This window comes from Maribacter taeanensis (assembly GCF_047345145.1).
Taxonomy (GTDB): Bacteria; Bacteroidota; Bacteroidia; order Flavobacteriales; family Flavobacteriaceae; genus Maribacter_C.
This window is the reverse complement of the sequence record NZ_JBLFER010000002.1, coordinates 1,125,496-1,137,055: the sequence shown is the minus strand read 5'-3', so window position 1 is coordinate 1,137,055 and position 11,560 is coordinate 1,125,496. Positions and strand designations below refer to the sequence as shown.

At 36.0% G+C, this 11,560-nt stretch carries 11 protein-coding genes; 4 read left to right on the top strand and 7 right to left on the bottom strand.

Features of this window, described 5'->3' with window-relative positions:
- Positions 1–4 precede the first annotated feature (4 nt).
- The 4 genes from fabD to ACKWCD_RS10765 all read right to left on the bottom strand — a co-directional run bounded on the left by fabD (position 5) and on the right by ACKWCD_RS10765 (position 4,489).
- The gene (gene fabD / locus ACKWCD_RS10780; RefSeq protein WP_413983956.1) at positions 5–889 is read right to left on the bottom strand and encodes an ACP S-malonyltransferase; all 885 of its coding nucleotides are present in this window, start codon (positions 887–889) and stop codon (positions 5–7) included.
- A gap of 89 nt (positions 890–978) precedes the next feature.
- The gene (locus tag ACKWCD_RS10775; RefSeq protein WP_413983955.1) at positions 979–1,497 is read right to left on the bottom strand and encodes a gamma carbonic anhydrase family protein; all 519 of its coding nucleotides are present in this window, start codon (positions 1,495–1,497) and stop codon (positions 979–981) included.
- Positions 1,498–1,527: 30 nt separating this feature from the next.
- Entirely contained in the window at positions 1,528–2,256 is a 729-nt protein-coding gene (locus tag ACKWCD_RS10770) for a LytR/AlgR family response regulator transcription factor (RefSeq protein ID WP_413983954.1), read from the bottom strand.
- Between the two features lies 1 nt (position 2,257).
- Positions 2,258–4,489 (bottom strand): tetratricopeptide repeat-containing sensor histidine kinase, encoded by a 2,232-nt coding sequence (locus tag ACKWCD_RS10765; RefSeq protein ID WP_413983953.1) that lies wholly within the window; start codon positions 4,487–4,489, stop codon positions 2,258–2,260.
- Positions 4,490–4,697: 208 nt separating this feature from the next.
- Between ACKWCD_RS10765 and ACKWCD_RS10760 the strand changes: the two genes are divergently transcribed.
- Both ACKWCD_RS10760 and ACKWCD_RS10755 read left to right on the top strand, forming a co-directional pair.
- Positions 4,698–5,543, top strand: coding sequence for a DUF4349 domain-containing protein (locus ACKWCD_RS10760; RefSeq protein ID WP_413983952.1), 846 nt, complete (start codon positions 4,698–4,700; stop codon positions 5,541–5,543).
- A 75-nt stretch (positions 5,544–5,618) separates the two neighbouring features.
- Complete coding sequence (locus ACKWCD_RS10755; protein WP_413983951.1) at positions 5,619–6,794, top strand: vWA domain-containing protein; 1,176 nt, start codon at positions 5,619–5,621, stop codon at positions 6,792–6,794.
- 100 nt (positions 6,795–6,894) lie between these two features.
- Here ACKWCD_RS10755 and ACKWCD_RS10750 read toward each other — a convergent pair whose 3' ends face one another.
- Positions 6,895–7,911 (bottom strand): PorP/SprF family type IX secretion system membrane protein, encoded by a 1,017-nt coding sequence (locus ACKWCD_RS10750; protein WP_413983950.1) that lies wholly within the window; start codon positions 7,909–7,911, stop codon positions 6,895–6,897.
- A 288-nt stretch (positions 7,912–8,199) separates the two neighbouring features.
- Between ACKWCD_RS10750 and ACKWCD_RS10745 the strand changes: the two genes are divergently transcribed.
- A complete protein-coding gene (locus ACKWCD_RS10745; RefSeq protein ID WP_413983949.1) occupies positions 8,200–9,105 on the top strand; it encodes a NifU family protein in 906 nt (301 codons plus the stop codon).
- Between the two features lie 70 nt (positions 9,106–9,175).
- Positions 9,176–9,376 carry a dodecin family protein gene (locus ACKWCD_RS10740; RefSeq protein ID WP_413983948.1) on the top strand — a complete coding sequence of 67 codons (201 nt, stop codon included), beginning with the start codon at positions 9,176–9,178 and terminating at the stop codon, positions 9,374–9,376.
- 59 nt (positions 9,377–9,435) lie between these two features.
- Here the strand turns inward: ACKWCD_RS10740 and tsaB are convergent, their stop codons facing one another.
- The gene (gene tsaB, locus ACKWCD_RS10735; protein ID WP_413983947.1) at positions 9,436–10,116 is read right to left on the bottom strand and encodes a tRNA (adenosine(37)-N6)-threonylcarbamoyltransferase complex dimerization subunit type 1 TsaB; all 681 of its coding nucleotides are present in this window, start codon (positions 10,114–10,116) and stop codon (positions 9,436–9,438) included.
- Positions 10,117–10,209: 93 nt separating this feature from the next.
- Positions 10,210–11,559: a TolC family protein gene (locus ACKWCD_RS10730; protein WP_413983946.1), complete on the bottom strand. Its 1,350-nt coding sequence runs from the start codon at positions 11,557–11,559 to the stop codon at positions 10,210–10,212.
- Between the last annotated feature and the right edge of the window lies 1 nt (position 11,560).

The window sequence follows — 11,560 nt, the reverse complement described above, 5'->3', positions numbered from 1 at the left end:
GCGTTTATTCAAGAATGGCCGAAGTAGTTTCAACATCTCCGTTTATCTTTCGAACTAGACCCTGCAACACCTTACCGGGTCCAACCTCAGTAAACAGGGAAGCTCCATCCTTTATCATGTTTTGAACACTTTGTGTCCATTTAACGGGAGCAGTCAGCTGCGAGATTAAATTCTTTTTGATTTCATCGGAACCTGATACTGCCGTTGTCGGTACATTTTGATAAATCGGACAATTGGCACTACCGAAAGCTGTACTTTCTATGGCACTTGCCAACTCTTCTCTTGCTGGCTCCATTAATGGAGAATGAAAAGCCCCACCAACAGGAAGAACTAAAGCTCTCCGAGCTCCTGCTTCTTTCATCTTCTCACAAGCGACCTCTATTGCATTCACTTCTCCTGAAATTACCAATTGACCTGGGCAATTATAATTTGCAGCAACTACGATGCCATTGGTTTCTTCGCATATCCTTTCAACCACATCATCAGGCAAGTTTAAAACAGCAGCCATTGTACTCGGTTGTAATTCACAGGCTTTTTGCATCGCCAACGCACGCTGGGAGACCAATTTGAGACCATCCTCAAAATTTAGAACTCCATTCGCCACCAAGGCAGAAAATTCTCCAAGAGAATGACCAGCAACCATATCAGGCTTGAAGCTGGCGCCCATTACTTTGCTTAAAATCACAGAATGTAAAAAAATAGCTGGTTGCGTTACCTTAGTTTGTTTTAAATCCTCTGTAGTACCTTCGAACATGATGTCCGTAATATGGAAACCTAATATTTCATTGGCATTCTCGAATAGTTCTTGAGCTACAGGGTATTTCTCGTAAAGGTCTAACCCCATACCTACAAACTGAGCTCCCTGACCAGGGAATATATATGCATTCATTGTTTTCTAATTTGATTGGCAAAAATAAGCATATCTAGCTGCGGCACAAGCCAAAGTTCAAAATACTAACAACTGGAAAGCCATAAGCCCTACTCCTCATCTTTGAACCAACTAGAGTATTTCACATAGTTATTAGCAATTCGATCTATTTCACCCGAGCTTAATTCAGGGCTAATGTCTTTTATCTTTTTAGCTGGCATTCCCGCCCATACCGTTCCCGATGGCACATGTGTTCCTTTTGTAACTACAGCACCAGCAGCAATAATACTATTACTTTCGACTATGCAGTCATCCATAACAATACTTCCCATTCCTATCAAAACATTATCTTTTATGGTACAACCGTGTACCAGAGCGTTATGACCAATAGAAACATTATTTCCGATTGTAGTTGGTGATTTTTGATAGGTACAATGCACAACTGCTCCATCTTGCACATTCACTTTATTTCCTAACTTAATGAAATGTACATCTCCGCGTAAAACAGCATTAAACCAAATGCTACATTGACTCCCCATACTTACTTCACCTACAATAGTTGCATTTTCGGCAATGAAACAATCTTCCCCTATTTGAGGAGTTTTCCCTCTTATCGTTTTTAAAATCATGTTTTGGATTGAGTATTAGAAAAGTATAGTCTAAAAATAAGCTAAAAGATCCTTTTTCTTTGAGGCAGATACTAATAATTCTTTTCCATTGGAGACGACCACGCTTCCGCCTTTACCCTTGCGATACTTCACTACCTCATTCACATTCACTAAATAGGATTTGTGAATACGTGCAAAAGCAAATTTAGAAAGAGCTTCTTCAAAATACTTCAAAGTTTTACTCACTAAAATCTTCTTATTTTCTAAATAGATCTCTGTGTAATTATCATCAGCTTTACAATATAAAATATCAGCCACATTAAGTATTTGAAAACCATCTTGTTGCGGAAGTGTTATTTTACCATCAACCTTATTCAATTTCGGAGTTAGAACACGATCTTCTAGCGCATCTTCTTTTTTTCTTATTTCCGTAACGTAATCTACTGCCTTAATCAATTCATCAATATTAATGGGCTTCATTAAATAATAAGCCGCATGATTGTTTAGTGCGTCCATTGCATACTGATTGTAAGCGGTTACAAAAACAGTTTCAAATGTTCTATCTGGCATTTGATCAAGCAGGTCAAAACCATTACCAAAAGGCATTTCAACGTCAAGAAAAACCAAATCTAATGCATGCTGGTCAATTAATTTTTTAGCTTGCTCGATCGATTCCGCCTCACCAACTAAGCTTACGTTCTGACAGTACTTGGCCAAGTAATTGCTTAATATCTCACGACTATTCGCTTCATCTTCTACTATGATTGCGTTTAATTTCATATCAATCTTTTTTTAGAGTAAATAAGACTTGTGTGCCTGAACCATCATTTTCCAAATCAGAAATAGCAACATCTACCTTATCCTTATACATATCATTCAAAATAGCAACCCTCTTTTTAATGTTGCCCATTCCTTTAGATTTTTGCTTCTTTTGATTCTGTGTTTTTAGTGCCGCGGATTTTTTCCTCCCTATGCCATCATCAGTAATCGTAATTTCTATAGTTTCTTTATCCTTTTGCTTTAATTCAATTTTTAGCAATCCCTTTTCTTCCTTATATCGAAGTCCGTGCCAAATGGAATTCTCGATATATGGCTGTAAAAGCATCGGAGGAATTTGAAAAGCAGCAACATCTAAATGCTCTTCTAATTCAATGTTGTAATCAAACTTATCAGGAAAACGAGAGTGTTCTAATTTCACGTACAACTCCAAGAGTTCTAGCTCCTTGGATAAGGGAATAAAATCTTCTTCAGAATTTTCCAAAACCGACCTCATCAAGGTTGAAAACTCACTTAGATATCGATTCGCACTGCGTTCGTCACTTTTTGCGATGTAGTTATTAACAGAATTTAGCGCATTAAAAATAAAATGCGGATTCATTTGTGAGCGGAGCGACTTCAGCGCCAACAAATTATTAGCCAATTTCTGCTGCTGGTTGCTGCGATAAAAGAAAAAGGTAGCTAAACCCATTAAGATCAGTCCAAAAATCAAAGAATAAATAACCCATTTTTGGCGCTTATTACTCTCTTGTATTAATTGTTGTTCAGTTACGGCTAAGTCATATTTGCTTTGTGATAATTCACGCGCTTGTTCTAAACCGGAAATGCGGCTTTGCTTTGTAGAAATTTCTCTATTGAATCGAGCGGCTCGCGAAATCTCCTGTTCTTTACGAATATATAGTGTGTCTACCACTGAAACATAGGCTTGATAAGTTGCTAAGGCTTTTGTGAAATCGCCCTGATTCTCATAAACCTCAGAAAGTTTTCTGGTAGCATCTTTTTGAACTACAAGATCATCATCAGTATCGGCCTCAATAATACTTTTCTCTAAATACGGAATAGCCTGTTCATACTTATCTTGGGCGATATAGGCATTCGCTATCTTGTAGTTAATACGTTGTGCGGTAATAGTATCAGCAGTGATTTGCCCTGATTTCAGCTCTACCTTGGGTTTAGGAAGACTATTCAATTCATTTAAACTTTGTTTTCGCAATTGAATTTCATCATCGTAACGATTCTTTTTATTGTAAAAATCGGCTACTTTTTCCTTTTCTTGAATCGCTCTCTGCGGTGCTTGACTCTCTGCCAATTTCAGAGAATTTCCATAATACCCTTCAGCTTCAATAGATTTGTCATCGGTTGCATAGACATCAGCAATTTTTGAATTCAAATCAGTCATTTTAGGAGTAATTTGATTCTTTTTGGCAACGGTCAAAGCCTCCTCATAGAAATCAACTCCTTTTTTCAACCTACCTAATCCTGCATAAACATCTCCGAGACTTTCATATAATTCTACTTGCTGAAAAGGAATTAAATTTTTGACCTTCAATAAGGGCGAAAGTGTTTTTTCGGCTTCTTTATATCTCTTTTCTGACAAATATGCACCACCAAGTAAAAGGGTCGTTTTACTTGTTTTATTGGCCGTAAGAGCATCTTTGAAGCTTGTAACAGCTAGGTCATATTGCTTATGATATTGGTATATTTCGCCGAGAGCAGTTAAAGACAAGGCCAATTCTTTCTTATTTCCTCGTTTTCCTAATTGCGCAATTGATTGGGTTATAAAATCGATACTTCTTTCAATGTCATTTTTCTTATAATAATTCGCAGAATCAAGATATGATTTGTGAATCGATATCTGATCATCCTGTACTCTTTTACTTTTTGATCGGGCGGAGCTACTTTCAGAATAACCCTCTACCAAAACATCAACATCTTCATCGCTGGTAATTATATGCCGTTTGGTTTCAAACTCCGGACTTTTAAAAATTAGTTCATCGCCTATTGAAACCTTGATTTTATATTCTCCCAAAGCATCTGTAATTGCATACGCTCCTGAATTGGTCGAAACTTCCACTCCAGATAAGGGTTCAAAATTTTCTTTCCCTTGAACCGTCCCTTTTATTTCAATAGTTCTAGTTGCTTCAATAGAGACTTTTTCTCGCAGCGGTTCCGTTTGCGAAAGCACAGGATAACATCCAAAGAAAAAAAGAATGCATATGTAAGTATACTTTGTCATAGTTCTTTCTATACAACGTAAACTTAGCAGATTTATGTGTTACTAAAAAATGAGCAAGTCCCATAATCAAAGCTAAAACAATGCTATTTCTAGACTTTACGCACCCAAGGAGCACGTTTACACATTCAGAAGTACATTTCACTCATTCTTTATTTTTTGAAAAAAAGTTTAGAAATAGTTTTACCTCATAATCACTAACAAACAATTCATGAAATCATTTATAAAAAAGAGATTCAAAAAGACCTTGGCCATATTACTATTGTTATTTGTAGCGCTTTTTATCTTTCGATTGATCTATGGATATCAAACTGTAAATGAACCTACTCTATCTAATGTGTTGAGTGAAATGGTTGATATGTCATACGAAGTACGAAAAAATTATGCCTCCAAAAAATATCAGCTCAATTCGGGTTTGACCCCAATAAACGTTGATCAGAAATACGAGAAAATTGCAGATATCAACACACTGACTACCAAATTTGATATCGAAGAAAAGCAAATTCGTGCTCAAGTAAAAGATTTCGAAGGCCTTATCCAATTTGAAAATAAAAGTGGAAATAAAGGGAATCGCAGATTGAATTTAGTCATTGGTATTCCACCTGACAATTTTGATTCCATTTACAATAGTCTAATTGAGGTTGGAAAAATTCAATCGAAACAGATCACAAAGACAGACAAGACCAATGAATACAAAGAGTTAAATGCTAAAAAAGCTTCTCTTGAAAAAATAAGAACTTCTCTCATTGAACTTAAAGCGAAAGGAGGTCGTATTGACGAATACATGCAGCTTGAAAATCGTATTCTAGAAATAGAACAGCAACTTCAAGAACTTGGTGTTAGTCTAGGAAACTTTGACGATGAAAATGAATTCTGCACAGTTAAAGTTGCGCTCTCAGAAGTAAGAATACTAGAAATAAGTACCCTTCAAAGGGTTAAAGTTGCCCTTGAATGGACTCTAAAGTACTATGCGCTTTTATTGATCGGACTTTCTTTTGCGTCACTTTTAGCGTACTTAATACTTCTATCTGCAGAAAAAATTAAAACAAGTATTTAATAGAAATAAACAGATTTTCCTCTTTACTGAAATGAGTTCATTAGAGGCAGGAAAATGAAAACAAAAATCTTAATTATGAAAAATGTAAAAAAAGTTTTAGGAATTGGGTTAATAGCTCTTACACTATCTAACGCTTACGGATGCGAACTAAAACCAAAAAATTCCACAGAACCACTGATCGCACATGCTGTCACAGACGCTGAAAAAGAGGCGAATAATACCGTTAAAATCGCACTTCTATTAGATACTAGTAATAGTATGGATGGACTCATCAATCAAGCCAAGGCTCAACTTTGGGATATTGTAAATAAGTTCACGCATGCCAAATGCGGAAACGAGGCTCGGCCAAAACTACAAATTGCCTTATACCAATATGGAAACGATAATTTATCTTCTCAAGAAGGCTACATTCAACAAGTATTGGATTTTAGTGATGATTTAGATGAGATTTCTGAAAAGCTCTTTTCATTAACCACAAATGGCGGAGAAGAATATTGCGGAGAAGTCATTCAAACCTCTTTGAAACAATTAAACTGGGGAAAAAATGAAGACAACCTAAAAATGATTTTCATTGCCGGTAACGAACCCTTTACACAAGGAAAATTAAACTACAAAGATGCGGTTAGTAACGCCAAAGAAAAAGACGTAGTGGTAAACACTATTTTTTGCGGAAACTACGAACAAGGCATCAATACCGATTGGAAGAATGGCGCAAAACTTACTGGAGGAGAATACATTGCTATCGACCATAACCGTCAAGTTGTTCACATCGACACTCCTTATGATGAAGTAATCATTAAGCTCAATTCAAAATTGAACAAGACGTATATTTCTTATGGTGCTTTAGGACAATCGAAAATGAAAAACCAATATGCTCAAGATACCAATGCGATGGCCATGGAAGAGGCAGTAGCTGTAAAAAGAGCGGTTAGTAAAAGTTCAAGACTATATAGCAATTCTTCTTGGGATTTGGTAGATGCTTCAGATGACAAAGATTTTGATGTGTCCAAACTTAAGAAAGATGAACTTCCTAAAGAATTACAGGGAAAAGCAGCTGGTGCAATTACTGAGTACATTGATGAAAAGAAATCAGAAAGAACTAAAATTCAAAAAGAGATTCAAGAACTCAATGCAAAGCGAGAAGCATTTATTGCCAAAAATCAAAAAGAAGGCTCAAAAGGAGAATTAGAAAATGCAATGCTCGAGGCTATAAAAAGACAAGCTGAAAAGAAGAATTACAAATGGGATTAAACAACTAACACCCGAGTCATATTAGATAAATTGTTGAACGCAGTTGGTTGGTGTTTAGTTGATGGGTCTATCCGAAAATAAGGGTAGGCCCATTTTTATACTATTGCGCCGCTGGGCAATAACAATCGTACTTTCTTTCGGTTTGTCCGAAATCGTAACCTAAGGTGATTTGGTGAAACCCACCGTTATCAAATCGAATGTCACCCGATTGATAGGAGTAGTTGTATGAGACTAAGAAATTTTTAATATTGGCACCAATAATTGGTGTAAATAATTGAAGCCTTTGCTCACCGAAGCTTCCGTCAGTTTGAAATTGAGCTCCGTCAAAACTGCGTCGGTAGGATACGCCTCCCCATATTCTTCCAAAATTTACGTCTTTATAAATCTTAGCATTGATATCTAAGGTTTTTTCTCTGGTAAAATCAGTCATTTGAAACAATACCGATGGTTCAATTTGAACCTCATTCCTTCCAAAAATATAGCCCATTGAAACTAAATACCTTCTTAAATTATCAATAACAGGAACATCATCAGGGTTTGTTCTACCAAAACGGTAGAGACTTCTTTTAGATTCCAACAGATTTAAAATGGCGAAATGAGAATAAAACTCCATTTTGTTATACGACATTCCAAAGTCTACATTGAAATAGCCTTGACTAATTTTACTTCCCACAATAGAAGGGTCAGCATCTATAGATCGAAATTCACTTTCATCTAGGCTACTTTGCAAATAAGTAGGACTCAATCCGAAAGAAAGTTGGTTCAAGTATCTATCATCCCCCCCTATTTTCAAATGATGGGCATATGTAAGTTTTACTCCCGTTTGAGCATGGTAACCATTCGCATCATTAAATATTATAGCTCCAATACCACTATTGCTGTCGCCAAGCCTAAAATTGGCATTTAAGGTTTGTAAGTTTGGCGCTTCATCAACACTAAACCACTGTTTTCTTGCGGTAGCTCTAATTTTACCTCCTTCACTAATACCAGCCATTGAAGGATAAACCAAATAGTAATTATCGGCTAAATAATCAAAATAAACAGGAATACCTTCTTGGGCAGATGACTGATTCCAAAAGGCTACAAGAGTTAAGAGAGATAAGAAAAGATTTTTCATTTATAGACTGGGGCTATAGTTCTATCGACTAAATATAAAGTATAACGGATGAAATACAACTATATTATGCTCTGACATACTGGGAATCTGTTATGTATTTTAACAAAAAGCCTGTAGGTTTCTCAAAAAAATCATTCAATACTCCTTTTCAGCCTACCATATTCAATGTTAACTTCTCAAACAATATTGCCAAGTGATCTTGAAATCTTGAAAACACGGTTTCGGTTACCCAGTTTCTGGGCATCCATATTAGTAATTACTTCGTATTTTTGCAGAAAATAAAATGTAATGAAAGAGTATACAATTACTGTGGTTGAAACGAACAATCCTACGATATTAAAGTTCGAAACGAATCATTTTATAACTACGGGTTCAAACTACGAGTTTAAAAACATTGACGAGGCTAAAAATTCTCCTTTGGCGCAGCAGTTATTCTATTTACCGTTTATTAAAACTGTTTACATTTCTGGAAATTTTATAGGCCTTGAGCGATATGATATTGTAGAGTGGTCAGATGTAAAAGATGAAGTCGCCCAACAATTGGTTGAATATTTGAATGCAGGTGAGCCTACTATTTTGGAGGAAGAAAAGACAAAGAAGGTTGCCGTTACCGTTTATGCTGAAGTAACACCTAACCCATCTACAATGAAGTTTGTGGCAAGTCGCAAAATTGTACCTGCCACTTTTGAATTTAAGAATATCGATGAAGCTAGAGATTCAGATTTAGCTAAAGCTCTTTTTCAATTTCCGTTTGTAAAACAGGTTTTTTTAGATGAAAACTATGTTTCAGTTTCCAAATATGATGTTGCTGAATGGGATGATATCACCATGGAATTGAGAGAACTTATTCGGAATTTTATTGCGGACGGAAAAGATGTTGTTTCTTTGGATATACAACCTCAGAACACAACAGAAGTGCCCAAGCAAAAAGAACAAGCACCTGTTGACCTCGACGATACTTCACTTGAAATTATTGATATTCTAGAAGAATATGTAAAACCTGCAGTGGCAAGTGATGGGGGAAATATTCTTTTTAAATCATATGAGAAACAAACCAAAACAGTAAATGTAATTTTGCAAGGTGCCTGCAGCGGATGCCCTTCTTCAACATTCACTTTAAAAAATGGTATCGAAACTATGTTAAAGAATATGATGGGAGATCGAATCAATGAAGTTGTTGCCTTAAACGGATAATTTGTAAGATTTATATAGCATTTTGCTCCATTAATTTACTATCTTGAGCTAAATCTAAAAACAAGAAAACATGGCAATTTTAAAAGTTATAGAAGTATTAGCAAATTCTGAAAAAAGTTGGGAAGACGCAACAAAAAAGGCAGTTGCGCAAGCTTCTAAATCAGTGAAAAATATTCGTTCAGTTTATATTCAAGATCAAAGCGCCAGCGTTAAAGATGGCGAAGTAAACGATTTTCGAGTAAACGTAAAGATCACTTTTGAAGTGAAATAAGCATCTTACTTTTTAAAAAATGTAAAGCATCCTACTTTCTTGGGATGCTTTTTTTTGGCTTACTTTTTCTTTTGCGCTGTCTGCAAAATAAAATCCTTTAAATAATATGGCTCAAAGTAAGCTACATCTTCGAAATCATGATTTTGAAATTTATCATATGAAAGTTGAGACATTTGTTCTGCAGAAGGTACAGCATCAAAATTGTATTCAAGATTATCAGTAATAATAACATCTTTACATTTGTTAGCACCGCTTCCTATCAATAAGGTCTTTCCTTTTTTTGTGAATTCCAAGAATGAGCTCTCATCTACTATTTCTGCTTTTGTCTCTCGAACTTCGTTAAATTGAATGTCAAAAACCTTGGAATATACCTCCATACGTCGTGCATCTAAAAGAGGAATTACAAAATCGTACTCAGACGACTTTGACTGACTCGCCATACTCTTTAAAGTTTCAATTGAAATTAACGGAATATCTAGAGAAAAGCACAATCCCTTCGCCGCTGAAACGCCAATACGAAGACCTGTATAAGAACCTGGGCCTTTACTCACCGCAATAGCATCTAATTCAGAAAGCGAGACCGCTGCTTTGTTTAGAACATCATCAATGAAAACATGCAGCTGCTCTGAATGCGAATAATTAGGGGTATCATGCTCTTTAATAGCCGTGGTCTTGCCATCTTTTGCCAAACTAACAGAGCAGTTTGTAGTCGCTGTTTCTAAATTTAAAATCCATGCCATAATGGTGGCAAAGATATGTGCTTCATTTTAAAACAAAAAAGACCCGTAAGTGTCTTTGAACACTTACGGGTAAATTTTTGATTATATGGAAGATTAATCTAAGGAGATAGGAATTCCGAAGTAGAATTCTAACACCTTAAGTCTAAAAATATAATCGTATTTCGTTCTGATTACATCCGCTTCCGCATTGTCTACTCGAGCTTGTGCTTGACTGAAAAGAAAGGAATTCATTAAGCCTACGTCAAAGCGTTCTTTAGAATATTGATAGGCCAAACGCCTTGCCTCTAACGTTTTTTCTGCAGCTTCATACGCACTGAAAGAAGTATTCACATTAGCATATGCTTGATTCACCGTGGTCTCTAAAGCTAGCTTATCTTGTTCTAACTGTACTTTAGCCTTTTCTACATTAATCTGAGAACGTCGAATAGAATTTCTAGTACTAAAGCCATTAAAAATAGGAATACTAAGTTGACCTCCGTAAGTGATACCATCAAAAAGCCATAACTGGTCTATGAGGTCAAGTCTAGAGGAAGTACCCGTTGCTGGATCAAATTGTTTTCTACTTGAGTATGATGTATTATAATTAAAAAATGCACTTAAAGTAGGGTATCTGGCTCCTTTGGAAATATCCAAATCCTTTTCAGCAAGAGAAACATTTGATTCTGATAATTTTATATCGTTTCTAAAATCAACCGCCTTAGCGAAAATGGATTTTGCCGAATTATTTAAAATATCAGATGGCGGAATTTCGAAAGCCTCATCTGCAATGTCAAAATTTTCATAATCTGTAATCTGTAGCAATTGAGCCAATGTAATTAGCGAAATAAGCACCTGATTCTGACCATTAACAATTGCTTGCTCCTGACCTGCAGCAGTTGCCTCTATATCAAGCAAATCTCCCTTTGGAACAACTCCGGACTCAACCAACTCTTTAGTTCTATTTAAGTCTTGCTCAGTTGCGGCGTACTGCGCCTGAGCTACTTTAAGAGATTCCTTATTAGAAAGTACATCGAGGTAGTTTAATGCTACATTCAATCGAATATCGTCTTTCAAGTCATCTAAACGATATTGACCCGCTATCGCACTTAGCTTTGCTCTGTTCATGCGATTTTTGTTCTGCATACCATTAAAGAGATTCACGTTAGAAGAAAAACCACCTCCTAAAGTGAAAATTCCCGCTGTAAAATTACTACCTGTAATTGGGTCAGCAGATAAACCTCTATTACCGGTAGCGCTTACTCTTGAATTTAAGTTCGGCAAAAAATTACCAAGTGCATCTGATTCATCAATTTGAATATTTTGAAGGTCTAATTCAAATTGCTCAATACTTAAGTTATTTTCTACCGCATACTCCACGCACTCTTGTAAAGTCCATTTTTTACTTTGTGCGGATAGTATTCCCATTGCTAGTACTAGGAATAGTGCTGTTAGTTTAAATTTCATT

Coding starts and splice junctions, on each gene's coding strand:
- ACKWCD_RS10755 (WP_413983951.1), top strand. CDS start 5,619: ATGAAAAATGTAAAAAAAGTTTTAGGAATTGGGTTAATAGCTCTTACA.
- ACKWCD_RS10760 (WP_413983952.1), top strand. CDS start 4,698: ATGAAATCATTTATAAAAAAGAGATTCAAAAAGACCTTGGCCATATTA.
- tsaB (WP_413983947.1), bottom strand. CDS start 10,116: ATGGCATGGATTTTAAATTTAGAAACAGCGACTACAAACTGCTCTGTT.
- ACKWCD_RS10775 (WP_413983955.1), bottom strand. CDS start 1,497: ATGATTTTAAAAACGATAAGAGGGAAAACTCCTCAAATAGGGGAAGAT.
- ACKWCD_RS10765 (WP_413983953.1), bottom strand. CDS start 4,489: ATGACAAAGTATACTTACATATGCATTCTTTTTTTCTTTGGATGTTAT.
- ACKWCD_RS10730 (WP_413983946.1), bottom strand. CDS start 11,559: ATGAAATTTAAACTAACAGCACTATTCCTAGTACTAGCAATGGGAATA.
- ACKWCD_RS10745 (WP_413983949.1), top strand. CDS start 8,200: ATGAAAGAGTATACAATTACTGTGGTTGAAACGAACAATCCTACGATA.
- ACKWCD_RS10750 (WP_413983950.1), bottom strand. CDS start 7,911: ATGAAAAATCTTTTCTTATCTCTCTTAACTCTTGTAGCCTTTTGGAAT.
- ACKWCD_RS10770 (WP_413983954.1), bottom strand. CDS start 2,256: ATGAAATTAAACGCAATCATAGTAGAAGATGAAGCGAATAGTCGTGAG.
- ACKWCD_RS10740 (WP_413983948.1), top strand. CDS start 9,176: ATGGCAATTTTAAAAGTTATAGAAGTATTAGCAAATTCTGAAAAAAGT.
- fabD (WP_413983956.1), bottom strand. CDS start 889: ATGAATGCATATATATTCCCTGGTCAGGGAGCTCAGTTTGTAGGTATG.